26 protein-coding genes and 1 pseudogene are annotated in these 25661 nt (G+C 53.5%); 17 read left to right on the forward strand and 10 right to left on the reverse strand.

The genetic code is table 11. The features are described 5' to 3' along the window. Positions 1 to 4 precede the first annotated feature (4 nt). Both PLU01S_RS07935 and PLU01S_RS07940 read right to left on the reverse strand, forming a co-directional pair. A complete protein-coding gene (locus tag PLU01S_RS07935) occupies positions 5 to 1180 on the reverse strand; it encodes an amino acid ABC transporter permease (RefSeq protein ID WP_010795354.1) in 1176 nt (391 codons plus the stop codon). 71 nt (positions 1181 to 1251) lie between these two features. Then, a complete protein-coding gene (locus PLU01S_RS07940) occupies positions 1252 to 2280 on the reverse strand; it encodes an amino acid ABC transporter substrate-binding protein (protein WP_074824850.1) in 1029 nt (342 codons plus the stop codon). Positions 2281 to 2683: 403 nt separating this feature from the next. Here PLU01S_RS07940 and PLU01S_RS07945 point away from each other — a divergent pair, with 403 nt between their 5' ends. The 3 genes from PLU01S_RS07945 to rhlB all read left to right on the forward strand — a co-directional run bounded on the left by PLU01S_RS07945 (position 2684) and on the right by rhlB (position 6044). Continuing rightward, complete coding sequence (locus PLU01S_RS07945) at positions 2684 to 3343, forward strand: alpha/beta hydrolase (protein WP_074824853.1); 660 nt, start codon at positions 2684 to 2686, stop codon at positions 3341 to 3343. 205 nt (positions 3344 to 3548) lie between these two features. Continuing rightward, positions 3549 to 4487 (forward strand): GGDEF domain-containing protein, encoded by a 939-nt coding sequence (locus tag PLU01S_RS07950; RefSeq protein WP_037030444.1) that lies wholly within the window; start codon positions 3549 to 3551, stop codon positions 4485 to 4487. Between the two features lie 105 nt (positions 4488 to 4592). Further along, positions 4593 to 6044, forward strand: a complete 1452-nt coding sequence (gene rhlB / locus PLU01S_RS07955) for an ATP-dependent RNA helicase RhlB (protein ID WP_010795358.1) — start codon at positions 4593 to 4595, stop codon at positions 6042 to 6044. Between the two features lie 45 nt (positions 6045 to 6089). Here rhlB and PLU01S_RS07960 read toward each other — a convergent pair whose 3' ends face one another. The 5 genes from PLU01S_RS07960 to PLU01S_RS07980 form a co-directional block, all read right to left on the reverse strand. Continuing rightward, positions 6090 to 6479: a hypothetical protein gene (locus PLU01S_RS07960; RefSeq protein WP_074824857.1), complete on the reverse strand. Its 390-nt coding sequence runs from the start codon at positions 6477 to 6479 to the stop codon at positions 6090 to 6092. 36 nt (positions 6480 to 6515) lie between these two features. After that, entirely contained in the window at positions 6516 to 6965 is a 450-nt protein-coding gene (gene moaE / locus PLU01S_RS07965; protein ID WP_074824859.1) for a molybdopterin synthase catalytic subunit MoaE, read from the reverse strand. Positions 6966 to 6967: 2 nt separating this feature from the next. Beyond that, positions 6968 to 7219, reverse strand: coding sequence for a MoaD/ThiS family protein (locus PLU01S_RS07970; RefSeq protein ID WP_074824862.1), 252 nt, complete (start codon positions 7217 to 7219; stop codon positions 6968 to 6970). Further along, a complete protein-coding gene (gene moaC, locus PLU01S_RS07975) occupies positions 7216 to 7692 on the reverse strand; it encodes a cyclic pyranopterin monophosphate synthase MoaC (protein ID WP_010795362.1) in 477 nt (158 codons plus the stop codon). The genes PLU01S_RS07970 and moaC overlap by 4 nt, the downstream gene beginning before the upstream one ends. A 101-nt stretch (positions 7693 to 7793) precedes the next feature. Next, a complete protein-coding gene (locus tag PLU01S_RS07980; protein ID WP_074824867.1) occupies positions 7794 to 9185 on the reverse strand; it encodes a PhoH family protein in 1392 nt (463 codons plus the stop codon). A 378-nt stretch (positions 9186 to 9563) separates the two neighbouring features. On the opposite strand from PLU01S_RS07980, the gene yaaA reads away from it, so the two are divergent. The 9 genes and pseudogenes from yaaA to PLU01S_RS26555 all read left to right on the forward strand — a co-directional run bounded on the left by yaaA (position 9564) and on the right by PLU01S_RS26555 (position 20623). Continuing rightward, positions 9564 to 10340: a peroxide stress protein YaaA gene (gene yaaA, locus PLU01S_RS07985; protein ID WP_010795364.1), complete on the forward strand. Its 777-nt coding sequence runs from the start codon at positions 9564 to 9566 to the stop codon at positions 10338 to 10340. Positions 10341 to 10446: 106 nt separating this feature from the next. After that, positions 10447 to 11121, forward strand: coding sequence for a PilZ domain-containing protein (locus PLU01S_RS07990; protein ID WP_074824870.1), 675 nt, complete (start codon positions 10447 to 10449; stop codon positions 11119 to 11121). A 497-nt stretch (positions 11122 to 11618) separates the two neighbouring features. Continuing rightward, a complete protein-coding gene (locus PLU01S_RS07995; protein ID WP_074824873.1) occupies positions 11619 to 13070 on the forward strand; it encodes a mannose-1-phosphate guanylyltransferase/mannose-6-phosphate isomerase in 1452 nt (483 codons plus the stop codon). Between the two features lie 174 nt (positions 13071 to 13244). Further along, positions 13245 to 14120 (forward strand): TIGR01459 family HAD-type hydrolase, encoded by an 876-nt coding sequence (locus PLU01S_RS08000; RefSeq protein ID WP_139208748.1) that lies wholly within the window; start codon positions 13245 to 13247, stop codon positions 14118 to 14120. A 32-nt stretch (positions 14121 to 14152) separates the two neighbouring features. Then, positions 14153 to 15124, forward strand: a complete 972-nt coding sequence (locus PLU01S_RS08005; protein WP_074824876.1) for a 2-hydroxyacid dehydrogenase — start codon at positions 14153 to 14155, stop codon at positions 15122 to 15124. 162 nt (positions 15125 to 15286) lie between these two features. Continuing rightward, complete coding sequence (locus tag PLU01S_RS08010) at positions 15287 to 17905, forward strand: DEAD/DEAH box helicase (RefSeq protein ID WP_074824879.1); 2619 nt, start codon at positions 15287 to 15289, stop codon at positions 17903 to 17905. Between the two features lie 157 nt (positions 17906 to 18062). Beyond that, positions 18063 to 18872, forward strand: a complete 810-nt coding sequence (locus PLU01S_RS08015) for a SirB1 family protein (RefSeq protein ID WP_010795371.1) — start codon at positions 18063 to 18065, stop codon at positions 18870 to 18872. A gap of 125 nt (positions 18873 to 18997) precedes the next feature. Next, positions 18998 to 19765, forward strand: a pseudogene (locus PLU01S_RS26550) (MCP four helix bundle domain-containing protein); the annotation flags it as partial. Between the two features lie 129 nt (positions 19766 to 19894). Beyond that, entirely contained in the window at positions 19895 to 20623 is a 729-nt protein-coding gene (locus PLU01S_RS26555) for a methyl-accepting chemotaxis protein (protein ID WP_376748366.1), read from the forward strand. Positions 20624 to 20656: 33 nt separating this feature from the next. Here the strand turns inward: PLU01S_RS26555 and PLU01S_RS08025 are convergent, their stop codons facing one another. Continuing rightward, positions 20657 to 21340 (reverse strand): LrgB family protein, encoded by a 684-nt coding sequence (locus PLU01S_RS08025; RefSeq protein WP_074824884.1) that lies wholly within the window; start codon positions 21338 to 21340, stop codon positions 20657 to 20659. Beyond that, complete coding sequence (locus PLU01S_RS08030) at positions 21333 to 21707, reverse strand: CidA/LrgA family protein (protein WP_010795374.1); 375 nt, start codon at positions 21705 to 21707, stop codon at positions 21333 to 21335. Before PLU01S_RS08030 ends, PLU01S_RS08025 begins: the two co-directional genes overlap by 8 nt. 88 nt (positions 21708 to 21795) lie before the next feature. Between PLU01S_RS08030 and PLU01S_RS08035 the strand changes: the two genes are divergently transcribed. Continuing rightward, positions 21796 to 22698 carry a LysR family transcriptional regulator gene (locus PLU01S_RS08035; RefSeq protein WP_074824888.1) on the forward strand — a complete coding sequence of 301 codons (903 nt, stop codon included), beginning with the start codon at positions 21796 to 21798 and terminating at the stop codon, positions 22696 to 22698. An 86-nt stretch (positions 22699 to 22784) separates the two neighbouring features. Here PLU01S_RS08035 and PLU01S_RS08040 read toward each other — a convergent pair whose 3' ends face one another. Next, complete coding sequence (locus PLU01S_RS08040) at positions 22785 to 23237, reverse strand: flavodoxin (protein WP_010795376.1); 453 nt, start codon at positions 23235 to 23237, stop codon at positions 22785 to 22787. A 280-nt stretch (positions 23238 to 23517) separates the two neighbouring features. Here PLU01S_RS08040 and PLU01S_RS08045 point away from each other — a divergent pair, with 280 nt between their 5' ends. From PLU01S_RS08045 to PLU01S_RS08060, 4 genes are all read left to right on the forward strand, one after another. Further along, the gene (locus PLU01S_RS08045; protein WP_033351670.1) at positions 23518 to 24090 is read left to right on the forward strand and encodes a putative antibiotic biosynthesis monooxygenase; all 573 of its coding nucleotides are present in this window, start codon (positions 23518 to 23520) and stop codon (positions 24088 to 24090) included. A 95-nt stretch (positions 24091 to 24185) separates the two neighbouring features. Continuing rightward, positions 24186 to 24896, forward strand: a complete 711-nt coding sequence (folM, locus tag PLU01S_RS08050; RefSeq protein WP_074824891.1) for a dihydromonapterin reductase — start codon at positions 24186 to 24188, stop codon at positions 24894 to 24896. Between the two features lie 35 nt (positions 24897 to 24931). Beyond that, entirely contained in the window at positions 24932 to 25225 is a 294-nt protein-coding gene (locus PLU01S_RS08055; RefSeq protein WP_010795379.1) for a DUF1244 domain-containing protein, read from the forward strand. After that, the gene (locus PLU01S_RS08060) at positions 25222 to 25569 is read left to right on the forward strand and encodes a HopJ type III effector protein (RefSeq protein WP_074824894.1); all 348 of its coding nucleotides are present in this window, start codon (positions 25222 to 25224) and stop codon (positions 25567 to 25569) included. The genes PLU01S_RS08055 and PLU01S_RS08060 overlap by 4 nt, the downstream gene beginning before the upstream one ends. The last annotated feature ends 92 nt before the right edge of the window (positions 25570 to 25661 follow it).

The following is a 25661-nucleotide window of genomic DNA, read 5'->3' on the forward strand; positions in this document are numbered from 1 at the left end:
CCTCTTATCGCTCACGCAAAGCCATTCGCTTGTTGTACACGTTCATCAACAGCGAAATGCTCAGGCTGATAACCAGATAGACTGACATCGTGATAGCAATGGTCTCGATCGCCTGCCCGGTCTGGTTCAGTACCGTACCGGCAAACAGCGACACCATGTCCGGATAGCCAATACCGGCAGCCAATGATGAGTTCTTGGTCAGGTTAAGGTATTGGCTGGTCAGTGGCGGGATGATGACCCGCATGGACTGCGGAATGATGACCAGGCGTAGCGTCCGACTAGGCTTCAGCCCCAGAGAATTGGCTGCCTCGGTCTGACCATGGCTCACCGACTGGATACCCGAACGAACCGTTTCAGCAATGAATGCTGCGGTATAAACGGAGAGTGCCACCAGCAAGGCGAACAGCTCAGGAATCACCACCCAGCCGCCCTGAAAGTTGAAGCCCTTGAGCTGCGGAACGGTCCAATGGAACGGTGCACCAAATATCAGGGCTGCCAAACCTGGCAGAACGATCAGCAAAGCGATAATCGAGATCAGCAGCGGAAAGCCTCTTCCGGTCCTGTCACGCCGAACCTTTACCCAGCGCGCCAGGGCAATACTGGCCACAACAGCTAGCGCAATCGCCACCAGGAACGGTACGACACCTTCTGCCGACACGGGTGCTGGAACGTACAGTCCTCGGTTGTTCAAAAACAACGTGTCGAAGAAGCTGAGACTCTGTCGGGGTCCAGGCACCAGACGCAACACAGCGAAATACCAGAAGAATATCTGGAGCAGCGGCGGAATGTTGCGAAAGGTCTCGATATAGATCGCGGCGAGTTTACGTACCAGCCAGTTCGGCGAAAGACGAGCAATACCGATGATAAAGCCCAGCACAGTGGCCAGGATGATACCTAGGATGGATACCAGAAGCGTATTCGCCAGGCCGACCAGAAAGAGTCGTCCATAAGAATCCGATTCCTTGTAGTCGATCAGACTCTGGCTAACGCCAAAGCCTGCGCTATGCTCAAGAAAAGCAAAACCGGAGGTGATCCCCCGGTGTTCCAGGTTGGTTTGTGTGTTGTTGAATAAGTACCAGCCAAGTGCAGCGACCGCCACAATAGCCAGTATCTGAAACGCCCAGGCGCGGGCGCGCGGATCGTTGATCAACGACCCAGACGTGCCTATTGATTTAGACATGATGTTTTCCGAGATGCGATGAAACAAAACGCCGCGACCTGGCTATTAACCAGGCCGCGGCGATAGGCAAATCAGCGCACGGGAGGTGCGTACAGGATGCCGCCTTTGTTCCATTGAGCATTCAGGCCGCGCTTGATCTTGAGCGCGCTACCCATGCCGACGTTACGCTCGAAGACCTCGCCATAGTTACCAACCTGCTTGACGATCTGAACCGCCCAATCTTTGGGCAGCTTCAGGTCGTTACCAAAGTTGCCTTCGGCACCCAGCATACGAGCCACATCAGGATTCTTGGCGTTCTTGGCCATGTCTTCCACGTTGGCAGAGGTAATACCTAGTTCCTCAGCGCCGATCATGGCGAATAGCGACCATTTTGCAATGGCAAACCATTCATCATCACCTCGGCGTACAGCAGGACCGAGAGGCTCCTTGGAGATCACTTCCGGCAGAACCACGTAATCGTCCGGGTTCGCCAGCTTGATACGCTGGGCATAGAGTTGAGACTGATCGGACGTCAGTACGTCACAACGTCCGGCTTCGAGGGACTTGGCGCTTTCGTCAGAACGATCATAAGTGATCGGGGTGTACTTCATGCCATTGGCACGGAAGTAGTCAGATACGTTCAGTTCGGTCGTGGTACCCGCCTGAATGCAGATCGTTGCACCATCGAGCTCTTTAGCGCTGGAAACACCTAGCTTCTTATTGACCAAAAAACCAACGCCGTCGTAGTACGTTACGCCCGTGAAATTCATACCCATGCCAGCGTCCCGTGAACTGGTCCAGGTAGTATTACGGGAGAGAATATCGATTTCGCCAGACTGCAACGCCGTGAAACGCTCCTTGGCAGTCAATGGTGAATAGCGGACTTTCTCGGCGTCACCGAATACGGCAGCAGCCACTGCCCGGCATACATCAACATCAAGACCTGCATACTTGCCACCCGCCTCTGCATAGGAGAAGCCAGGCAGACCATCACTGATACCGCACTGCACGAAGCCCTTTTTCTTCACGGCATCCAAGGTCGCACCTGCATGGGCGAAGCCACTGACACCCAATACAGCCGCAGTGGTCAGAATCGCCAGGGTGGATTTCACCATTTTCATCGATAACCTCCAGTTGTTATAAAAGTCAGCATCCGGTCCCGCTTGCCCTTTAGGGCTTGTACGCAGCCATGAGAGCAACGTATACATCGCAAGAACCATCGAGGAATTGAGAGGTTCAACCCCCTTCGCTCTCGGCTCGCTGCTGGAAATATTTGTTTTTATTTGCTTGACCGAGTGGCCTTTAATACACCAGACAACATGACAACGTTGTGTTACCTGTCGGTGCATCAAAAAGCACACATTGCAGATACAGCAAAAGGCGGACCACTTATAGCGACATGGCAGAATCGAAGCGGCTTAGTAAACTTCACTGAGACTGCAAAAGAATTTATATAAATGCGACATCCTCTTAACGCACCATTTGTTACCGCTGCCGATCAGAACGCACTCTTATGGAGCACACATGCCTGAAATAACTCCGCTGATCATCGAATCCCCCCAACCCGCAGACTCATGCGTGATCTGGCTACACGGCCTGGGCGCAGACCGTTACGATTTTCAGCCGGTGGCCGAAATAGTGCAGCGCGTGCTCACGACGACCCGTTTTGTACTGCCTCAGGCCCCTTCACGCCCAGTCAGTATCAATGGCGGCTGGGCCATGCCGTCCTGGTACGACATCCTGGCCATGTCACCTGCACGCGCCATTGATCATTCACAACTGGATGAGTCGGCCCGCTATGTCGATGAGTTGATCACGCAGCAGATAGACATGGGCATTGATGCCCGACGCATTGTGCTAGCAGGTTTTTCACAAGGCGGAGCAGTCGTGTTTCATACTGCTTTCGCCATTGCCCACAAACCTCTGGGTGGCGTACTGGCTCTTTCGACCTATGCACCCGGCTTCCAGGAAACGCTTGCCCGTGAGGCTCAGCGAGACATTCCGGTGCTATGCATTCATGGCACGCTCGATGATGTTGTACCGCTGGGGTTGGGACGTGAAGCCTATGATTTTCTCGCCAAGGAGCAGGTGCCTGTTCAATGGCAGGACTACCCCATGGGCCATGAAGTAACACAGGAAGAAATCGCCCTGATCACTCAGTGGTTACAGGACCGTTTGGCTTGAGAGGGACGGCTTAACGGCTGTTGTCGTTGAGCCTTTGTACCAGTTCATATACAAAACAAGATAACGCTCACAGTACTGAACAACGGATGAAGAACTTTCTTTACTTATCTCAGTCAAGAAGTGATCTCTATACGTCCGCTTTCTGTAGTTTTGGAGCGACCATGCCTTCTGGCGCCGTTTTCACTCTTGTAATGCCATGCTGATGATGGCTATTCCTCAGTGGCAGGAAAACCTTCAGCATATACGCCATCTACGGTTGTTCCGGGATGTTGATCTGTCGCACCTTGAAAAATTGGCCCGCACGCTGACCAAGCGTGTTCTGAACCCAGGCGAGATGCTTCTGTCGCCCAGCGAACATAATCACTACCTTTATATGATTGTCCAGGGCCGCTTCAGGGTTCATCTGGAGTCGCTGGATAATCAACCTGTATCCGTTCTGAGTGAGGGCGACTGTGCAGGTGAGGTCAGCTTTCTCGACAATCACAAGCCAACGGCGTACGTGATCGCCGATGAAGTCTGCGAAGTCATAGGCCTGCACCGCAAGGATCTGTTCCAACTGATGGAGCATTCTCCTAAAACCACTCAGAACCTGCTTGAAATCCTGTGTGAGCGTGTCCGCCAGAACAATCGAATCATTCTGGATACCGAGCGCAACGCGAATGTCGACACGCTTACCGGCCTGTTTAATCGCAGGCGCCTTGAACAGCTCTATGAGCGCGAAAGTACCCGCTGCGCATTCAACCAGCAACCGCTTTGCCTGTTGATGCTCGATGTGGATCATTTCAAACGCTATAACGATACGTATGGTCATCTGGCAGGCGACTACGCACTTTGCATGGTAGCCAATACCCTACGCTCCCAGTTAAGGCCTAAGGACAGCATGTCGCGCTACGGTGGAGAAGAATTTGTCATTCTGCTTCCCGAGCTGGATAAGCCTGAAGCTCGAATGATTGGCGAGCGTTTGCGGGAAAGCCTTGCCAGTATCGCCGACTTTTACTCTCCTGCCGGCAAATTACCAGGCGTTACCATTTCAATCGGCTTGGCTGAAATGCATAAACAGGATACGCTCGAGACTCACATAGAGCGTGCAGATAAAGCGCTTTATGAAGCCAAGCGCAACGGAAGAAATTGCCTGTTTGGCTAAAACAGGCAACACTCCCCTCCCTCCTCTCGATCAAGCCTCATTTGCCAGGCCCGTAACTTGCTTTACACTCCTGGCTTAATTTCTATTCAAATTACGAGATAAACCGTGCTCAAGGCACTAAAAAAACTATTTGGCAAAGGAGATGCGCAAGCACCTCAGCCCACCCCTGAAAAGGTTGCGCCCCTTCAGCGCGACGAAACCCCGTCACAGCCTGAACAGGCACAACCCACGACTCAGGCGAAAGCCGAGCGTCAGCCCAGGCCACCGAAGAAAGAAAGCGGGAAACCTGCAGCGACCAGATCACCAAAGCCACGACGCGAGCGCAAGGCGCCTGTCAGCAACTGGACGCTTAATGACTTTGCAGTAGAGCCTCAGGAAGGCAAGGTCCGCTTCCACGACTTCAACCTTGCACCCAGCCTGATGCATGCCATCCATGACCTGGGTTTTCCTTATTGCACGCCCATCCAGGCACAAGTGCTGGGATTTACACTGAAAGGCCAAGATGCCATAGGTCGAGCTCAAACCGGGACAGGCAAGACAGCCGCGTTTTTGATTTCGACCATTACCCAGCTGCTTACCACCCCGCCGCCTGAAGAGCGCTACATGGGTGAGCCACGTGCACTTATTATTGCGCCGACTCGAGAGCTGGTTGTACAGATTGCCAAGGATGCAGAAAATCTGACCAAGTACACGGGCCTCAATGTGATGACCTTCGTAGGCGGAATGGATTTCGACAAACAGCTCAAGCAACTGGAGTCGCGCTTCTGCGATATCCTTGTCGCAACACCAGGGCGTTTGCTGGACTTCAACCAGCGTGGCGAGGTTCATCTGGACATGGTGGAGGTCTTGGTTCTGGACGAGGCGGATCGCATGCTCGACATGGGCTTTATCCCCCAGGTCCGCCAGATTATTCGCCAGACCCCCCACAAGAATGAACGTCAGACCTTGCTGTTCTCGGCCACCTTTACCGAGGACGTCATGAACCTTGCCAAGCAGTGGACAGTCGATCCAGCCATTGTGGAAATCGAGCCTGAAAACGTAGCCAGCGAGACCGTTGACCAACGCGTATACGCAGTGTCTTCAGATGACAAGTATCGTTTGCTATACAACCTCATCAGCCAGAACAACTGGGAACGCGTGATGGTTTTCGCCAACCGTAAGGATGAGGTACGTCGTATTGAGGAACGTCTGACTAAAGACGGCATCAGTGCAGCGCAGATGTCAGGCGATGTTCCGCAGCATAAACGGATCCGAACGCTGGAAGGCTTCCGCGAGGGCAAGATCCGTGTCCTGGTCGCTACAGATGTCGCGGGTCGTGGCATTCATATCGATGGCATTAGCCACGTTATCAATTTCACGCTACCGGAAGATCCAGATGACTATGTACACCGGATAGGACGTACAGGTCGTGCAGGTACCAGCGGAATATCAATCAGTTTTGCAGGCGAGGACGACGCATTTGCCCTACCGCCAATCGAGACATTGCTAGGCCGCAAAATCGCATGCGATATGCCTCCGGCAGAGTTACTCAAGCCAGTCCCACGCAAGCATTCCTGACGACTCGGGGGCGGAGTCGAACACTCTGCTCCCCCTTTGCGCGCCTCAAAAGCCAAAAGGTGCCAGCGGTCCCAACAAGTTCAACAACCAGACCTTAACGATACTTCCGCGTGTCGGTTTAAAGCCCACACAACAGAACGAAGGATCGCTGGTGCAATAGTAAACCTTGATCCTATCGTCTACTGCTACCTGCTCCGCCAAGGCTTTTAGACTGGAAGACGAATACCCCATTAGCGTATCCAGGAAGTTCAGGCTGTAGCGCTGCTCTTGGACCTGATAGCTGAATGTCAGCCGATAGAGTGGGGCCTTTTCCAGAGAAACGATATACCCGTCTGTCAATGCGCTGTCTGTCAGCTTCAGCCATTGCCACAGCTGACAAAGGCTTATGACAAGTACCAGCCCAAGAACGGCTCCCATCGCACACAGCCAAACCATACCTGCCCTCCGGTTTTACGCTGTCAGAGCATGGGCCTACTTCCAGCGCTGGGCAGCGCTGACATCGCTGCTCTTGCCTTCAACCCAGCGTGGGCCTTGGGGAGTGTCTTCCTTCTTCCAGAAAGGCGCCCTTGTTTTCAAATAGTCCATGATAAATGCACAGGCTTCGAACGCCGCCTGACGATGTGCGCTTGCCGTACCTACGAAAACGATGGGCTCACCAGGCTCCAGACGCCCTACCCGATGGATGATATCCACCTTGAGTAGCGGCCAACGAGAGTTTGCCTCATGAGCGATCTTCGCCAGCGACTTTTCAGTCATGCCAGGAAAATGCTCCAGATAAAGACCAGATATATCCAGTCCGTCATTGAAATCGCGTACATAGCCTATGAAGGTTACGACGGCACCTACGCCTACATTGGCCGCATGCATTGCGCTGGTTTCGACGCCAGGATCGAACGCCTCGGCCTGCACTCGTATGGTCATGTCTAACCTCCCGTTACAGTCGGGAAGAAAGCCACTTGATCACCGTCAACCAACGGCTCATCCAACATGCATAGCTCTTCGTTACGTGCGCACATCAGGTTTCGCTCGCTTAACACATCCGCCCACACCCCACCTCTGGAGACCAGGTGAGCACGAAGATCGTTTAGTTGAGTAAATTCATCCTGCCATTGGATGCGCTCGTGCTCGCATTGCAATGCTTCACGGTAACGCGCGAAATAATGCACTTCGATCATGCGTCGTGCTCCACTTTGAAATGGCCGCTCTTGCCACCCTTTTTTTCCAGCAGACGAACCGCTTCGATACTCATACCCCGATCCACAGCCTTACACATGTCATAGATCGTCAAGGCCGCCACGCTGGCAGCAGTCAAGGCTTCCATTTCCACACCCGTCTGGCCTGACAATTTGCACGTTGCCTGAATATGAACGCTATCGGGCTCGCAGGCAGTGAGTTCAACTTTCACGCCTGTCAGCAGAAGCGGATGACACAAGGGAATCAATTCATGGGTTTTCTTGGCCGCCTGAATACCGGCTATACGCGCCACCGCAAAGACGTCACCTTTCGGGTGGCCGCCCTGCTGAATCATTTGTAGTGTTTCAGGGAGCATGCGCACTTGTGCTTCAGCAACAGCCTCACGAAACGTTACCTGCTTGTCGGTAACGTCCACCATGTTGGCGCGGCCCTGGGAATCAAGATGGGTCAGCATGTTTGGCCTTCCGTTATACAGAGGCCCTTGATTCTACTATGGACGAACGGGATAAGCAGGAAACTGGCAATATCCTTTGCCGGTTTCCTGCCAGGAGGTCATTACATATGCGCTTCGGCGTACTCGGCCAGCACCGAGCGAGGCACGCCTTGCAACGTGATATGCACCCCGTGGGGGAAGCCCTTGAAACGCTCGCTCAGATACGTCAATCCTGAACTGGTTGCTGACAGATACGGCGTATCGATCTGCGCCAGGTTACCCAGACAGATGACTTTTGAGCCGGCACCGGCGCGGGTAATAATGGTTTTCATCTGATGCGGCGTAAGGTTTTGGCACTCATCAATAAGGATCAGACTCTGCTGGAAACTACGCCCACGAATGTAATTCAAGGATTTGAACTGAAGCGGCACCTTACTCAGGATGTAGTCGACGCTGCTATGAGGACTTTCATCATCCATATGCAGCGCTTCCAGGTTGTCGGTAATGGCGCCCAGCCATGGCTCCATCTTTTCCGCCTCGGTGCCGGGTAGGAAGCCGATATCCTCATCCAGTCCCTGAACGCTACGCGTCGCGATGATTCGACGATAACGCTTGGTAACCATGGTTTGCTCAATGGCTGCGGCCAGGGCAAGAATGGTTTTCCCCGACCCGGCGGCCCCGGTCAGGTTTACCAGGTGGATGTCAGGATCCAACAGAGCGAACAACGCTAGGCCCTGGTAGATGTCTCGAGGCCGAAGGCCCCAGGCCTCTTGATGCAGCAGAGGCTCCTGATGCATATCGAGAATGATGAGTTCATCATCTCGAACAGCCTTGACCCAACCAACGAACCCCTGCTCGTCGACAATGAAGTCATTGAGGTGCATTGGCGGCAAACTCTCGGACAGCTGTACCCGATGCCAGACGCGTCCTACATCCTGCCGTGAATCGACCTTGCTGACGCGATCCCAGAAAGAACCTTCAAGGGTGTGATAGCCACGCGACAACAGTGCAATATCATCTACCAGCTGATCGGTATGGTAATCCTCCGCATCAATCCCGCATCCCCGCGCCTTTAAACGCATGTTGATGTCTTTGGTTACCAGTACTACGCGCTCACCGGGATGGTGAGTACACAATTCAACCAGCTGATTGATGATGCGATTATCGTTGTGATTATCAGGCAGCCAGGTAACAGGGGCCGCCCGCTTGTTCATCAGAATGGAGAGATACCCTTTCGTCTCCCCTTTGCCGCGCGGTATGGGCACACCTTTTTCGACATCCTGAGGAGAGGCCTCAGCAAGAACGGTATCAATCAGCCGAATCGCCTGACGGCACTCGGCAGCCACGCTATGTTTCCCAGTCTTTAATTTATCGAGCTCCTCCAATACCGTCATCGGAATAGCAACGTGATGCTCTTCGAAATTTAGCAGTGCATTAGGATCGTGAATCAGTACGTTGGTGTCGAGCACATAGAGGGTGGGCTGGGTGGGGCGGGAGCGTCCATGATCATCCATACTCGTTCACCTCATCGAGAATCCCAACGGGACTCTTGTGGCCAGTCGACGGAGGCCGATACGGCGCTCCGCAGCGAAAGGTGCCACCACACCTCGGGGCTTCAGGACCAAGCCTGCAACTCAAGGGCAACCCCGTTCGTGCAGCGGACCTCTTGGTAATACCTTAATCTTTGAGCAGGCAAAACCCCTTTTTTCCAACTGGACACCATTTTTTTCTTATTGGCTAATACCGCTGGCAACGCTGTCGATCTGGTACTAAAGTTTTTGCCCGCTGTTTACAGAGCGTCCTACCTTCATATGCCATATAGCTTTTTCCAACTGGAGCTACGTTTTGTGCACGGCCTACAATGAGCCGTTAATCGAAAGGAGCTCCATACCATGCTGATGGTGATTTCACCCGCCAAAACCCTTGACTACGAAACACCGCCAGCCACTCGGCGCTATACACAGCCTGAATGCCTCGACGACGCTCAAGCGTTGATCAATCAGCTCGTTACGCTTTCGCCTGCCGATATCGCAAAACTCATGGGAGTTTCAGACAAGATCGCCGGCCTTAACGCTGCACGCTTTGCCAGCTGGTCTCCAGACTTTACGCCTGAAAACGCCAAACAGGCTCTACTGGCCTTCAAGGGTGACGTCTATACCGGCTTAGCGGCTGAGGATTTCGACGACGCTGACTTTGACTTTGCCCAGACACACTTGCGTATGCTGTCCGGCCTTTATGGCATCTTGCGTCCTCTGGACCTTATGCAGCCTTACCGGCTGGAGATGGGAACCAAGCTGGTCAACTCACGCGGCAAGGACCTTTACGCCTTCTGGGACACGCACATCACACAGCGATTAAATGATGCGTTGGAAAATCAGGGCGACGATATTCTCATCAACCTGGCCTCGAACGAATATTTCGGCTCCGTCAAACGTGCACAGCTCAAGGGCCGCGTTATCGATATCGAGTTTCGGGATCTTAAAGGCGGTCAATACAAGATCATCAGCTTCTATGCAAAGAAAGCCCGCGGACTCATGACGCGTTACATTATAAAAAATCGGTTACGAGATCTTGCTGATTTAAAGTCATTTGATGTTGAAGGGTATGTTTTTAGTGAACAATCTTCTACTCAGGAAAAATTGATCTTCCTGCGAGACAATATTGTTTAAATGAACAGATAATTTCTTCATATAAGCCTTCCCTATTAATCATGCTTAGTTTCGCCTGCCTGCTTTTGTTAAAGCAGATGAAAATTTTACAATGGAGATAGATCCAATGAGCGCACCCGACACCAGTTCTACACAAAGGCAACACCTACGCGTTCAGCTACCAGCCAGGATCCGGTATCAAGGCGCCCACCGTGAAGGCATGGAGCATCAATTGCTTGAGCTTTCCATAGGCGGATTTAGCTTTATCTCAAAATCGATTACCGCCCGTACTGGCGATAACCTCAAGGGCAAACTGCTTTTTTCAATCAACTCCCTTAGTCTTGCTATTGACGTAACATTTGAAATCAAATCAGTTGACCGGGATACAGGTCGGGTAGGTTGCGCCTTTTATAACCTCGCCCCCAGAGAACTTTCTGCGCTTCAATATCTGATTGAGGCTTATCGCTTTAATGATGACGTTACCGTCAGTCATATGATCGACTCGGCATTTGCCCAGAAACGGCTAAGCAGAGGAGCCGCCGGGCTTATAAAAGAAAGCGGAACAGTACCACTCATCGAAGGGCGGTTTGAATTCGATGAGTATCGCCTTGTTCTGCCAGGCTCGTCAGTCGACTTTTATCTATTCGATGAGCAACAGCCAAGGTCAGGGATCATTACCTCCTTAACGCTTGAGGCAGCTGGCGCCACTTACGTAGTCATTGCGACCATTGAGCCTGGAACACAAATTCCCGCGGCCTATACAGGTACCCCTGTAAAGATCTTCGCTGCCTCTCACGCCTAGCCGTACCTCCTCTCTTGCAGCTCTAAACAAGGGCTGCTTTTCTCCTTCGTGGCTTGACTCAGATCACAAAAAGAAAAGAAGCCACTTTTTTCGGTGAACGATTCACAGAAAAGAAGTCTCAGAGGAACTAGCGTTACTACAGTTGATTCCTGCCCTGGCATTTTGGAGTGCTTAGGCTTTAATGAACTTTTTTAAGAGCACTATGTCAATGAAGACCTTGATGGCACAAAGGAATCATTCGAGCCATCTTCCTAAATTATCATTCTAATCAGCGGTAACGATCATCGTTTGGGTGGAGCAATTCAATGCTTATTAGCCTGGGGATGATGTACTGCCTATAAGCTGTAATTAATTTGTAACTAAAAAAGCTAACTAATTAGCCTGGCTTTTATTTTTTATTTCATAACCCTGCTCAAGCAGGAACTAGAAGCACGGACGCTTCGTCCCGCCCGAAGGGACTGCGACCTACAACTCAGCAAGCGCTGAAGGAGAATGCCATGATTCCAGTGATTCTTTCCGGGGGAAGCGGTTCACGACTCTGGCCGCTATCTCGAAAAATGTATCCAAAGCAGTTCCTAGCTTTGGCAAGCGAAAAGACCCTATTCCAGGAAACCATATCAAGACTGGCCTGCGAAGAACGCATGCAGCAGCCCTTGATTGTTTGCAATATCGAGCACCGCTATATTGTTGAGGAGCAGCTCAAGGCTGTTAAGTGCCAGCCTCAGTCCTTGATCATGGAACCGTTTGGTCGCAATACGGCTCCTGCCGTAGCGATTGCTGCCATGAAGTTGTTGGCCGATGGCAAAGATGAACTGATGCTGGTTCTGCCAGCAGACCATGTCATCGAAGATATCGATGCGTTTAAAGCATCCTTGAATTCGGCCACCGAAGCCGCTGAAAAAGGCGAAATGGTGCTGTTCGGCATTCCTGCACTGCGCCCGGAAACCGGCTACGGCTATATCAAGGCAACCCACTCAGCCAACCTGCCTGAAGGGGTCAATCGCGTCGAGCGCTTCGTAGAGAAGCCAGACGCCATTCGCGCGACCCAATACGTAGAATCTGGGGATTACTACTGGAACAGCGGTATGTTCATCTTCCGCGCCAGCCGCTTCCTGGAAGAGCTGAAGCTGCACGATCCTGATATTTACGATACCTGCCTGCTTGCGCTTGAGCGCAGCCAGGTTGATGGCGATCACATCATTATCGACCGCAACTCGTTTGCCGTCTGCCCGGACAACTCCATTGACTATGCTGTCATGGAAAAGACCACTCGCGCTTGTGTAGTTCCAATGTCTGCCGGTTGGAACGATGTAGGCTCCTGGTCAGCCATCTGGGATGTGCATGACAAGGATAGCGATGGCAACGTTACCAAAGGTGACGTGGTTCTGCACGAAGCCCGTAACTGCCTCGTTCACAGCACCAACAAGCTGGTCTCCCTGATCGGTATCGAAGATGTCGTGGTTGTAGAGACCAAAGATGCGGTCATGATCGCACATAAGGATAAGGTCCAGGACGTCAAGAAGGTGGTCAACAAGCTCGAAGCGCAAGGCCGCCAAGAGGTCAAGAGCCATCTGGAAGTGTTCCGTCCTTGGGGCTCTTACGATTCCGTCGACATGGGTCAGCGCTTCCAGGTCAAGCGCATCACTGTCAAACCAGGCGCTCAGCTGTCTCTGCAGATGCACCACCACCGCGCCGAGCACTGGATCGTGGTCTCTGGCACAGCGCAGGTCACGTGCGATGACAAGACCTTCCTGCTGACCGAAAACCAGTCCACTTACTTGCCGATGACGTCTGTACATCGCTTGGCCAATCCTGGCAAGGTACCGCTGGAAATCATTGAAGTACAATCAGGTGGCTACCTGGGCGAAGATGATATCGTTCGCTACGAAGACGTTTACGGTCGCGTCGACGCACCACAGACCAAGAGCACTAACGCTGTAGCGCGTTAATCGCTCTGAGCTGAGCCAAGAGAAAAAATAAAAATAAGAGTCCTCTTGTCTCCAGATTCAACAACACCGGCCCAGCGCCGGTGTTGTGCTTTCTAGGCCGAAGTGATCTCAATCGCTAAAGCAGGTACCCTGGCTCCTTTCAGCTTTTGCAACCTTATCAGGACGTTATTTTCCATGACGCCATCCACGCCCCTTCCTCACCTTGTCTCCCATTCTGATCTGGATGCTGTATGCGATCAGTACGATGGATTTATTCTCGACCTATGGGGGGTACTGATTGACGGCTACGACGCCTTTCCCGGTGCGCAGAACTGGCTGGCACGGCGTGCAACCGAAGGCAAACCTGTCTGGTTCCTGAGCAACGCATCCCGTGATGCCGCTTCCATGACGGATCACTTGGTTGAACTGGGTATCGCTCGAGAGCAATTTGCCGGTATAACGACCTCAGGGCAGCTGGCCATCGACGCCATTAGCCAGGAACCAGCACTGGCACAGGGGGGTATCTATCTGACCGGACCTGGCGAAGGTCAGACTGGCTGGCCCGAGCACATACGCAGCCGATTCGTAACCGACATCCAACAGGCATCCCTCATCCTAGGTGTAGGGAGCTTCCCTCAGGATGAGCTGGCGCTTCGTCAGGCCCCGCTTAAGGACTTCACACATTTACCGTTTCTCTGCGCCAACCCTGATCGCACAGTAGTCTCTGGCGGCCTACCCTACTACGCCGCCGGTAAGCTGGCCGACTACTTCGCTTCGCTGGGCGGAAGTGTGCGCTGGTACGGAAAGCCTGATCCCTATGCGTTTCTTTGTGCTCAACGAGAACTGGCAACCTTGGGCGCCACCAGGCTGCTGTTTGTGGGTGACTCACTGGTCACCGACGTACCGGGTGCAGTTTCGGCCAACATTGATTGCTTATGGCTGGCGTCAACTGGAATCCACCGCGAGGCATTGGGTGCGGAGTTCAATGAGCAACCGGAGCAAGAGCAACTTGAGCGCTTCCTGATGGATTATTCGATACGCCCTCAATATGTCGCTGCTGGTCTAGTCTAAAGAGACTAAACCCTAACGGAGATCCGTTGCCCGTGAGAAAGAATGTCGTTATCTATAATCGTCTTCCCGCTCCACTGGTTCAACAGTTGAGCGAAGCCTTTAACGTTACCGTCATTGATACTCAGGGCAATGTCGATGAGCAGTTCCAGCATGCCCTCCTTCACGCACACGGCCTGATTGGTGCCAGCAAGACACTAGGCCGCCATGAGTTGCAACATGCAGAAAACCTGGAAGTAATTTCCAGCGTTTCGGTTGGATATGACAGCTATGACGTGCCCTACCTGTCCGAGCAGGGCATTCTACTGACCAACACCCCCGATGTACTGACCCAGACCACAGCAGACCTTGGATTTGCTCTGCTGATGAGTACCGCTCGCCGCCTGCCTGAGCTGGATGCCTACACCAAGGCAGGGCAATGGACAAAAGGCGTAACGGAAGAGCATTTCGGTACGGACGTTTATCGAAAGACGCTGGGAATCGTAGGTATGGGTCGCATAGGTGCAGCCATTGCAAAGCGCGGCCACTTCGGCTTCGACATGCGGATTCTTTATCATGCAGGCAGCCGCAAGCCCGAGCTGGAGAAAGAATTCAAGGCAGAGTATCGAGACCTTGAATCTCTGCTTCATGAATCCGATTTTGTTTGCCTAGTAGTCCCTCTGACAGAGTCCACTCGCCAGATGATCGGCGCACGTGAACTAAGGCTCATGAAGCCCAGCGGTATTCTGATCAATATTGCGCGCGGGCCAGTGGTTGATGAAGCGGCTCTAATCGAGGCGCTTTCCAACCAGCAAATTCGTGGCGCAGGCCTGGATGTTTTTGAGCAGGAACCGCTTTCATCATCGCCCCTGTTCTCGCTGAAGAATGTCGTCACCTTACCGCATATCGGTTCAGCGACTCACGAGACACGGTATGCCATGGCAGAGCGCGCCGTCTCTAATCTGACAGCCGCCTTAAGCGGCAATCGGCCACAGGATTTGGTTAATCCTGAAGTATGGAAGGGTTAAATCAAGCCAATCTTAAACCAGCGCTTAACAGCAGACTCTTTAGATAAGCCATGCTGTCGTAATTAAGTCATATCTATTTGAGCAACCTGAGCGACTTCAGTACGGGGACGCTTTCGGTCTGTGGCACAATTACCCGTTTGTGCTTCGTGTTACAGGCTTCATATGCGTCTACGTTTCGACCATCTGCACTGGCAAGACTGGAAAGGCTCCTTTACTGAGCGCAACTATGAGCGTGGCCGGCGCTATGCTCAAGAAGGTTACGCCACGGTCCGGTCAGCCGCCGATGGGCTGGTCTATGCCATATGCAGCAGTCCTTCAGGATTGGATTACCGCCAATCCATCACGCTCAAGCCTGGTCCAAGAGGTTGGTTTGTTGATGGCCGATGCACATGTGGTGCTGGCAGAAACTGCAAGCATACTGCTGCCGTTCTGTTCGAGCTGGAGCGCCTTCAGCGGGCCGGCAGCCCTCCTCCACGCCGCGAAGCAGCCGAGACAGCCATCAATCTGGTCAAGCCGCCCAAGCCATTGTTGGTATTGGGTAGCCACACACAGGTTGACTATGATCGGCAAACCGCACGCATGCGCCCCGTCACCCGCCACAGGGCTGCCCTGGCGTTTCTTTACGACGGCAAAAAAGTGTTCGGCAAGCCTGTACCGGGTCGTAGTAGCGCGGCAACGCTGCCAACACGCCACAGTGAAGCCGAGCAGCGCCTACGACAAGTCTTACAGGATGCAGGCCTCCGAGTAGCGACACGGCGAAGCGCAGCCTTGCCCGAAGATGCGGGCGAGATGTTTGAAATGCCTGATGACTCCAGTTGGCTGCGCTTTATCGAAGTCACACTTCCGCAGCTGCGTGAAGCGGGCTGGCAGATAGATATGCGTCCAGAATTCGCCTTTGAGCTGACCGAGGTGGAGAATTGGTACGGCGAAATTGAGGAGGCGCCTGATCATGAATGGTTTGATCTGGAGCTCGGCATCGTCGTACAAGGGCGGCGCGTCAGTCTGCTGCCTATCCTGATCGATCTTATCCGGCGGGATCCCCAATTATTCGAACCGGGAGCACTGGCCAGACGCTCTGACGATGAGCGCCTGCTGCTCCGCGTGGAAAGCCCTGCTGCACGCAAGCAAGGACGCCCCGCACGTATCGCCCTGTCTCTAGGTAGACTAAAGCCCTTGCTTGCCGCACTCATGGAACTGCATGGGCATTCGTTACCTGCTAATACCAAGCAGATACGTTTGTCTCATCTGGACGCCGTACGGCTGGCTGAACTTGAAGAAAATATCCCACTGACATGGCAGGGTGGTGAGCAGCTCAGAAACTTCGCCCATCGACTACGCCATTATTCAGCTTCGCCCCTGCACGTCCCGGAAAGCCTGCGTGCCGAGTTAAGACCGTATCAGCGCGATGGCCTGGCTTGGTTGCAGGCACTTCGCGAGCTGGATGTGGGCGGGATCCTGGCCGATGACATGGGTCTTGGTAAGACCTTGCAAACCCTGGCTCATATCCTGGTCGAGAAAACGGCTGGCCGGTTGACCAGCCCTGCCATGATCGTCATGCCTACCAGCCTAATACCCAACTGGCAGGACGAAGCAGCCAAGTTCACACCTGAGCTGAAAGTACTGGCCCTCCACGGTACTCAACGGCGTAACCTGTTCGAGCGGATACCTGAGCACGATATCATCCTGACTACCTACGCCCTGCTACCGCGCGATGCCGAGCAGTTGGCCAGCTTCTCCTTTCATCTTCTGGTATTGGATGAAGCACAATCCATTAAGAATGCGGCAACCAAAGCAGCGCAAGCGGCGCGGGGACTCAATACGCGACACCGTCTATGCCTGACGGGCACCCCGCTGGAAAATCATCTGGGTGAGCTTTGGTCTCAGTTCCACTTCCTGATGCCAGGCTGGTTAGGCGATATAAAAGACTTCAAGCGCGACTACCGAACACCGATCGAGAAAAATGGCGATACCCAACGCCTCGCCCAATTAAAGGGACGAGTAAAGCCTTTCATTCTGCGTCGTACCAAACAGCGAGTAGCCAGCGAGCTGCCACCCAAGACAGAAATTGTCCAGTTGGTCGAGCTGACTCAGCCACAGCGCGATCTTTATGAAACGGTACGTGTTGCACTTGATGAGAAGGTCCGTAGCGAAATCTCCAAGAAAGGCTTGGCCAGAAGCCAAATTATCGTTCTTGATGCACTGCTGAAACTCCGCCAGGTCTGCTGCGATATCCGACTAGTCAACGGCAACGAAACATCCGCCAAGTCGTCTGGAAAGCTACTCGGCTTGCTGGAACTGCTCGAAGGCCTATTGGCCAATGGCAGTCGTGTCCTGCTGTTCTCGCAGTTCACTTCCATGCTGGCGCTGATCCAGCAGGCGCTGGATGAAAGACGGATCGACTATGTCACCCTTACCGGTGAAACCCAGGATCGCCGTACGCCTGTCGAACAGTTTCAGTCCGGTGAGGCCCCGGTTTTCCTGTTGAGCCTTAAAGCAGGCGGTACGGGACTCAACCTGACTGCGGCCGACACGGTGATTCACTTCGACCCCTGGTGGAACCCGGCGGCGGAGAGCCAGGCCACAGATCGTGCCTATCGCATAGGGCAAGATAAGCCGGTTTTTGTGTACAAGCTCATTGCAAGAGGCACCCTGGAAGAGAAAATCCAGCAATTGCAGTATGAGAAATCCCGTATTGCCGCAGGGATTCTTGAGGAGAACACAGCCGACTGGCGAATGTCGGAAGCGGATATCGAAGCGCTTTTCACCCCATTGGGTAAATAGACTTTCCTCCTTGGCCGTTCTGCTTGTCTGAGCAGAGCGGTGCATCACTCGAGAAGCGGTCTAAACTTGTCAAACATAATAAAGTCCATATCCCTTATGATCTGGATGCTGTTTGCCTGCGCTTACACTACTTTGGCATGGGGTTTGGGAGATTGCGATGGAGTTACCGCGCCAAGCCTGCCTGGATGCGCTCAACCGTGAGCCACCTGCTATATTTGAGGCAGCACTCTGGATAGCTGCCGAACATGACCTGACCTTTCAGCCTGAAATGGCTCAGCATCTTCTGACGGATCTCATTCCTTCTGTCGAGGCAGCTATTGATCATCAAGGCTCGTCCGCCGAGCGCGCGCAGCAGCTCGTACGCCGGATGATCGAGCTGGGTTTTCACGCCGATGACTGGCCGCTGAAGCCTCAGGCAGCGTTGCTGCACAAGGTGCTGGCTCGTCGAAGGGGACAGCCACTTTCCTTATCACTGATCGCGATGGAGCTGGCCCGCAGACTGGACATTCCTCTGGTTGGCGTCAACTTTCCAGGCCATTTCCTGCTACGTGTCCCTGAGGCGGATCACCTGCTTGACCCTACCAGTGGAAGACGACTTTATTCCAAGGATTGCCGCGGACTGCTCGCCTATCAGTTTGGTCCACATGCCCAGCTGCAAGCGCAGCACCTACGCACTGCTCAGCCTCGCGAACTGCTCCAGAGACTGTCTCGAAATCTTCGTCAGTTGCATGAATTTGATAACCAACTATTGGCAGCCCTGAAAGATGCGCAGCGGGTACTGGAAGTAGGGCCGCCCAGCGTCTCGGATCATCTGGCTCGTGCAGAACTGTATAGCCGGCTGGACTGCCCTCAGGCCCAGCGTTATGACCTTGAGCATGCCCTATTGTTAAGCGATGACCCAGCCGAGCAACTGCACCTAAGCCATCGCCTGGCCGCGCTGAGTGATAGTCGCCGCCGTCTTCACTGATAGGCATGGAAATATGCCTTAACAGCCAGAACCTTCTGTCTCCAGCCAGGCGGATATCAAGTCCTGCCAAGCACAGCCGATAGCCAAGCAACCTCCTTTACGCTGTACTTAGCAGGACCTAAGCAATGACCCTTCGTAACTTGAATATCGCACCTCGTGCTTTCCTGGGGTTTGCGTTCATAGCTGTACTCACTTTGTTCCTGGGCGTTTTCTCGCTCTATCAGATGCGTGATATCCGCCAGAACAGTATTAACTTTGAACAGAATGTGCTCCCCAGCATAACCAGCCTGGATGAAATTACATCGCTAACCCTGCGCCTGCGCGTGCTCTCCTATCGTTTGCTTATCAACCGCGAACCGGAGAATCTGCAAAAGACGTTGGCATTGTTTGATCAGCGGATCAGTCAGGTTGAAGCTGCGCGGACACGCTATGAGAAGCTGATTGCATCGGAGGCGGAGCGCGGCTTTTATAACGATTTCCAAAAGTTGTGGGGTGATTATCTTCAGCTGAAGAACCGCATGATGCAGCTCTCTTCAGCAAATCAACTTGATGAGCTTAAGGCTGTACTTAACGATGAGCTTCTGAAGAACTCTGACGCAATCAATGCGGTGTTAGGCAAACTTGTCGATATCAATGCAGACTCAACGACAAAGTCTAATCAGAGTGCTGCCCAGAGCTATTCCACCTCTGTTGCCACCGCTATTACTTTGTTGGTCATCGTTGCATTACTGACCGTACTCCTGGCCTGGCTGCTGACGCGCAGCATCGTGCAGCCGGTTGATCAGGCCCTGCGTGCGGCTGAAGAAATTGCCAGCGGTGACCTGACCAAGCACATTCAGGTTACCGGCAAGGATGAGCCCGCTCGTCTCTTGATGGCCATGCGTACCATGCAGGAAAAACTGCGTCATACGTTAGAGCGCATCTCAGGCTCCTCGAGCCAGTTGGCTGCCGCCTCTGAAGAGCTCAGCAGCATCACTGACGAGAGTGCACGTGGCCTGAATCGCCAGAATGACGAAATCCAGATGGCTGCAACGGCCGTAACGGAAATGAGCTCGGCAGTAGAAGAAGTGGCCCGCAATGCCATGACAACGTCCGAAGCCTCCAAGCACTCTGCCAGTGCGGCTCAGGAGGGTCAGGGTCGCGTACTGGAGACCGTTTCGTCCATTGAGCACATGACCTCGGAGGTTCAGACGACCGCATGTCTGGTCGGTGAACTTGCCAGTCAATCACGCGATATTGGCAAGGTGCTTGATGTGATTCGTGGCCTGGCTGACCAGACCAACCTGCTGGCACTCAACGCCGCTATTGAAGCGGCCCGTGCGGGAGAGGCAGGTCGCGGCTTCGCTGTCGTCGCCGATGAGGTGCGGGCCTTGGCGCATCGTACCCAGGAGTCGACTCGTGAAATTGAGCAGATGATCATGAGTATCCAAAACGGCACTGAGCAGGCCGTGAACTCAATGGAGTCCAGCACGACCCGAGCAGGTTCTACGCTGGAAGTGGCTCGTCGTGCCGGCGAAGCGCTGGAAGAAATTACCCGCGCCATCAGCGAGATCAATGAGCGCAACCTAGTCATTGCCAGCGCAGCCGAAGAACAGGCCCAGGTAGCTCGCGAAGTAGACCGCAATCTGGTCAATATTCGGGATCTGTCAGTCCAGAGCTCGGAAGGTGCTCGTGATACCACGGCAGCCAGCCAAGAGCTGTCGCGCCTGGCTGTTGAGCTGAATACCTTGGTATCTCATTTCAAGGTTTAAGGATGAACGTGGTGCAAGGATGCACCCCCTCCATCAAAGCACCCAGATCAGCAGTTGGGCGCCCAGCAGATTGAACAAGCCGGTCAATACCATCGTCAGTCCGGCCACTGTCCCCTCCTCAATGCCTACTTCGTAAGCGCGGCTTGTACCGGCACCATGGGCACCTACGCCAAACATCGCACCTCGCGCCAGAGCAGAGCGCAACGGAAGAAAGCGCAGAAGAAGGCTACCCACCACAGCGCCAAAAACACCTGTGACCAGTACGAAAGCAGCGGTCAATTCAGGTACACCCCCCAGGTTCTTGGACATAGGCATGGCAAACGGTGTCGTAATCGAGCGTGGCAGCAGGGATAACGTGACAGGCGCTTCCAAAGCCAGCAAATGGGCCAATGCCCAAGAGCTGAAGATTGACACAAAGCTGCCTACTACAATGCCGGCCATAAGTGCTCGCCAATAACGGACCAGAAGTCGACGCTGCTGCCAGATCGGTACGGCAAACGCGACGGTAGCCGGCCCAAGCAGGCCGATCAGCCAACCGGTGTAGTGGGAATACTGCGCATAGCTCGTGCCTGTCGGAATGGCAATCAGGTAAAGAATAGTCGGCACAAAGACAATAGGGGCCAGCACATACCACTTGATGCGCTTGTAAATCATCCGGCTCAGGATATACCCACCCAACGTCAGAAGCAGCCAGAACACGCCAGTCCAATCAAGCATCCTGGCGGCTCCTGCGACGAAACATCCATTCCACCGTCAAAGCGGTACTGATCATGACCAGAAGCGTGCTGAAGCACACCGCCATAAGAATACGGATGCCCTCTTCCCGGACAAGAGGCCCATAATCAAGCAGACTCATCAGCGCTGGGATGAAAAACAGCAGCATCTCACCGACCAGCACACGGGCACCGCTTTCAAGCCACTCTGGTTTTATCACTCGCAGCGCAAGAGATAGCAGAAGGATCGCCAGACCTAGAACACCTGCTGGGATAGGCAAACCGAAATACTGCCCAAGCCATCCGCCTAGCCACCAGATACCTAACAATACAGCCAACTCAACCAGCGTCCGCATGTAACGGGGAACCATAAGACATCCATTACGTTTAACTGGCTTCAAGGATACGCCCGGCCTTACTATCCCAGAAGCGAATTATTAGAATCAGAGCCATTCCAAAATGGAATTCAAACAACTCCGCATGTTTGTCGAGGTTGTACGCCAGGGCGGCTTTACTGCCAGTACACGCGTGCTTCACGCGACTCAATCGACCGTCAGCAAGCAGATTGCCCATCTGGAGCAAAGTCTGGGGTTGCGTCTGCTGGATCGGACAGGCCCCGCCCTACAATTGACCGATGCAGGACATGTTGTGCTCAAACATGCTGAGCACATATTGCGCCAACACCGCGAAATGCTGACGGAGCTGGATGATCTAGCCCGCCTGGGTCAAGGACAACTGCGCGTTGGGCTGCCCATTCTGGGTGCAGAAACATTGTTTGCAGCCCCCTTTTCCCTCTACCGTAAGCGCTATCCGCAAATTACGGTTCACTTGGTGGAAGGTGGCAGCAAGCTCATGGAGGAGTTGGTCATCAAGGGTGATATAGAGATTGGTGGCTGTCTTACCCCTAATGATCCTTTTTTTGATTATCAACCTTTTTGCAATGAGCCTTTGGATGCCGTGCTGTCATGTATTCATCCATTGGCCAATAGGCCCCGATTGGCGTTAGCGGAGCTGGCCGCTACGCCCTTCTTGCTATATCAGCAGAGCTATACCTTGAACGATCGACTGTTACAGGCGTGCCGCGAAGCGGGCTTTACGCCCCAAGAAGGTGGCAGAAGTGGACAGGCGGACTTTCTAATAGCATTGGCAGCAGCAGGACAAGGCGTTGTTCTCCTACCCCGAATCGTGGCCCAAAAGCTGATACGTCCCGATGTCGTACGCATTCCTCTGACCCAACCTGACCTCCGGTGGGACGCCTCCTTTATCTGGCGGCGTGGTGCATACCTTTCCCGGGCGGCAAGAGCCTGGCTCGATCTCATGCAGGAAGTCAGCCTGGAGCAATTCGGCAAACTGGATACTTGAGTCTGAATATCTTGAATTAAAGTCTGCCATGACAACATAGTCATCAAGCCATAAGCGCCTGATGACCTAGCAGACTACCGTTCCCCTCAGCGGATCAAGGCTGTTATCAGACGATCCAGCCACGGCTCCGCGTCTGTTTCGGGAGTAACGGTTTCACTGGCATCGAGCTTTAATATAGGCAGCACTTCCTGCAGTCCAAGCTCGGCAAACAGCTCCTGCATTTGCATGCCACCACCACAGTAAGTATCGCCGTAGCTGGCGTCCCCCAAACCGATCACGGCTGCGGGCCTGCCACGCCAATCCGGAAGCGTATCGCGCAGCGCATAGTAAAGCGGCTGTACGTTGTCCGGCAGCTCTCCCATTCCGGTTGTCGATGTCACGGCAAGAAACGCATCGGCATCGAAAGCCAGCAAATCGTCCAGTCCTCCACGCAAATTGAGCCAGACCTCATGCCCACCTGCCTCCAGAATCTGCTTGGCGTGCCTGGCGACCTCCTCAGCCGTGCCGTAAACAGAGCCACATAAAATGGCGACCTTCATGACACCTCCTTAATCACTGGTATGCCTAACCTTACCATGCTGCCCTTTGGTTCACACACAGCGCTTCTTGCACTGACATGACGCCTACTACTTATGTCTAGCCAGCGCTCATCGGCATTTAACGCAAATGGAATGAACCTTGTATATGCTTGCACAGCCTGATACTCAGGCGATCGAAGCACTCCAAAACGAGTCGCTTCCTGTTCTCGACCGCAGTGCCTACCCGGCGCTGTGTGATCAGACCGTCCTATCCGGATAGTTGCATGTGGAGAGTTCTATGATGCATCCCGTCACCCTGATGGTGGCTCGCCGTGTCGCCGATGGCTGTTACGATAATTTTCTCGAATGGCTCCGCGAAGGTGAGCGCTTGGCGACCTGCTATGAAGGCTATCTTGGATCGGGCGTCCTCTCCCCGCCGCCAGGCGATAATGAAGTCCAGATCGTGTTTCGTTTTTCTAATGAGCAGACATTAGGTGCCTGGGAACATTCCTCGACGCGTCAGCACTGGCTTGAGCGGGGCAAGGATCTCTTCGAGCAGCCGCAGGAGCTTCGTGCACAGGGCCTTGATACCTGGTTTGGCGATGCCCGCCGCACACCCCCTCGCTGGAAGCAAAGCATTGCTGTCTGGCTTGCGTTCTTTCCTGTATCGCTGCTATTCAATGCCTTGTTAGGCGACAGGTTGGCTGGGTTGCCACTGGTACCCAGAATATTGCTCAGCACCCTGATCCTGACCCCTATCATGGTGTGCTTCTTTATCCCATGGGTAACTCGCCTGCTTTCCGGCTGGCTCAATAGTGATGCCTCGCAGGCTCGCCGGAGAACACTCCGGCCTGCTACGACCCGTCATTCATGATGTCACGATGGTGAAGGGTTTGCGATAATCGAAAGCTGTCTGCAGAGTATCGAAGCTCTAGCAGACAGCCCTTTCGTCTGTCGGAGCCCCATCCCATGCATCACACGTTTGCTGCCCCGCTGATTATCACGGGCGCCAATAAACGAGTCGGCCTTGCCTTGACCAAGACGTTGAGCAGTCAGGGGTATGAGATCGTAGCCACGTACCGCAACGATCCTGGCGAGCTGGTGACGCTGGAAAATGTTTACCCTTTTCAGGTAGACCTGACCTCCGTTGAAGACAGGCAACAGTTTATCGACTATGTACTCACTTGCGCTAAAAGCCTGCGCGGTATCATTCATAATGCATCGCTTTGGCTGAACGACTCGCTTCATCATTTCCAGACCATGTATCAGGTACATCTCGAAGCGCCGTATCACCTGAACCTGGCTCTGGGGCCGCTCCTGCTTGCCAGTACGCGCGCCGATATCATCCACATTTGTGACGACAGTGCCTCCCGAGGCAGCAAGAATCACATCGCCTATGCAGCGACCAAGGCGGGGCTGAGTAACATGACCCTGTCGTTCGCTGAAAAGCTCGCACCGACTGTCAGAGTAAATACCATTGCTCCCGGTCTCCTCATTTTCAAAGAAGACAGCAGTGCTGATTATCAGGAGGCTACGCTGAAAAAGGCTCTACTTCCGTATGAGCCTGGAGCCGCGCCGATCATCGAGGCTGTGAGCTATCTGTTGCAGTCCACCTATACAACAGGCAGTACGGTTACGGCCAATGGTGGCCGCCACCTGCGTCATTCGAAGAATGCCTGATTGTCCCAGGCATTCATTTTTGGAGGAATCGACCCATGACCGAACAAGAGCGCATTGAGCTGGAGGCTGCGGCCTTTCGTACATTAGTAGAACATTTGCGCAAGCGTACCGACGTACAAAACATCGACCTGATGAACCTGTCAGGCTTTTGCCGGAACTGCCTATCGAAATGGTATAAGGCGGCGGCGGATGAAAAGGGCGTGGAACTGAGCATGGACGATGCACGTGAAGCCGTCTATGGAATGCCGTATGCCGAGTGGAAATCGCGTTACCAGAAGGAAGCCACACCTGAACAGGCTGCTGCTTTCAAGGAGAGTGCCAAGCCATGACTCCCCTCGAGACCTTTCGCGCTCGGCTTCGTAATGATGAGCATCTGTTTGCCGATACCCTGGCTTTCATTACAGATCACTATGATTACACGCCTCAAGCCTTTGTAAATGGTTCGGTAGAAAACGCAGCTGGCCAAAATGAAGGCTCCTGCAAAACCCTAGGCCTTGCGCTGCTGGAGGGCTTCGAGACACAGGAAGCCCTGTTGGCCTTTGGGGAGCATTACCGTAGCGTTATTGCGACTCCTGAAGGTGCTGATCACGCTAACATCCGCTCGCTGATCACCCATGGTCTGGCAGGCGTCCGCTTCGCCCAGCTGCCATTGGCAGCAAAACAGTCGGTTTGATCTGTCGCTTGCGCCTTGATCCGAACCGATCAAGGCGCAACAGTGTTGCTCATAACTTTTTCGCGCTCAGTGGCTAGATCCTACTTACCTAA

It is taken from the genome of Pseudomonas luteola NBRC 103146 (assembly GCF_002091675.1).
GTDB lineage: Bacteria > Pseudomonadota > Gammaproteobacteria > Pseudomonadales > Pseudomonadaceae > Chryseomonas > Chryseomonas luteola.

Bases quoted from the DNA above. Each gene is read 5' to 3' on its own strand.
- PLU01S_RS07935 (WP_010795354.1), bottom strand. From the start codon at position 1,180: ATGTCTAAATCAATAGGCACGTCTGGGTCGTTGATCAACGATCCGCGC.
- PLU01S_RS07940 (WP_074824850.1), bottom strand. From the start codon at position 2,280: ATGAAAATGGTGAAATCCACCCTGGCGATTCTGACCACTGCGGCTGTA.
- PLU01S_RS07945 (WP_074824853.1), top strand. From the start codon at position 2,684: ATGCCTGAAATAACTCCGCTGATCATCGAATCCCCCCAACCCGCAGAC.
- PLU01S_RS07950 (WP_037030444.1), top strand. From the start codon at position 3,549: ATGGCTATTCCTCAGTGGCAGGAAAACCTTCAGCATATACGCCATCTA.
- PLU01S_RS07960 (WP_074824857.1), bottom strand. From the start codon at position 6,479: ATGGTTTGGCTGTGTGCGATGGGAGCCGTTCTTGGGCTGGTACTTGTC.
- moaE (WP_074824859.1), bottom strand. From the start codon at position 6,965: ATGACCATACGAGTGCAGGCCGAGGCGTTCGATCCTGGCGTCGAAACC.
- PLU01S_RS07970 (WP_074824862.1), bottom strand. From the start codon at position 7,219: ATGATCGAAGTGCATTATTTCGCGCGTTACCGTGAAGCATTGCAATGC.
- moaC (WP_010795362.1), bottom strand. From the start codon at position 7,692: ATGCTGACCCATCTTGATTCCCAGGGCCGCGCCAACATGGTGGACGTT.
- PLU01S_RS07980 (WP_074824867.1), bottom strand. From the start codon at position 9,185: ATGGATGATCATGGACGCTCCCGCCCCACCCAGCCCACCCTCTATGTG.
- yaaA (WP_010795364.1), top strand. From the start codon at position 9,564: ATGCTGATGGTGATTTCACCCGCCAAAACCCTTGACTACGAAACACCG.
- PLU01S_RS07990 (WP_074824870.1), top strand. From the start codon at position 10,447: ATGAGCGCACCCGACACCAGTTCTACACAAAGGCAACACCTACGCGTT.
- PLU01S_RS07995 (WP_074824873.1), top strand. From the start codon at position 11,619: ATGATTCCAGTGATTCTTTCCGGGGGAAGCGGTTCACGACTCTGGCCG.
- PLU01S_RS08000 (WP_139208748.1), top strand. From the start codon at position 13,245: ATGACGCCATCCACGCCCCTTCCTCACCTTGTCTCCCATTCTGATCTG.
- PLU01S_RS08010 (WP_074824879.1), top strand. From the start codon at position 15,287: ATGCGTCTACGTTTCGACCATCTGCACTGGCAAGACTGGAAAGGCTCC.
- PLU01S_RS08015 (WP_010795371.1), top strand. From the start codon at position 18,063: ATGGAGTTACCGCGCCAAGCCTGCCTGGATGCGCTCAACCGTGAGCCA.
- PLU01S_RS26555 (WP_376748366.1), top strand. From the start codon at position 19,895: ATGGCTGCAACGGCCGTAACGGAAATGAGCTCGGCAGTAGAAGAAGTG.
- PLU01S_RS08025 (WP_074824884.1), bottom strand. From the start codon at position 21,340: ATGCTTGATTGGACTGGCGTGTTCTGGCTGCTTCTGACGTTGGGTGGG.
- PLU01S_RS08030 (WP_010795374.1), bottom strand. From the start codon at position 21,707: ATGGTTCCCCGTTACATGCGGACGCTGGTTGAGTTGGCTGTATTGTTA.
- PLU01S_RS08035 (WP_074824888.1), top strand. From the start codon at position 21,796: ATGGAATTCAAACAACTCCGCATGTTTGTCGAGGTTGTACGCCAGGGC.
- PLU01S_RS08040 (WP_010795376.1), bottom strand. From the start codon at position 23,237: ATGAAGGTCGCCATTTTATGTGGCTCTGTTTACGGCACGGCTGAGGAG.
- PLU01S_RS08045 (WP_033351670.1), top strand. From the start codon at position 23,518: ATGCATCCCGTCACCCTGATGGTGGCTCGCCGTGTCGCCGATGGCTGT.
- folM (WP_074824891.1), top strand. From the start codon at position 24,186: ATGCATCACACGTTTGCTGCCCCGCTGATTATCACGGGCGCCAATAAA.
- PLU01S_RS08055 (WP_010795379.1), top strand. From the start codon at position 24,932: ATGACCGAACAAGAGCGCATTGAGCTGGAGGCTGCGGCCTTTCGTACA.
- PLU01S_RS08060 (WP_074824894.1), top strand. From the start codon at position 25,222: ATGACTCCCCTCGAGACCTTTCGCGCTCGGCTTCGTAATGATGAGCAT.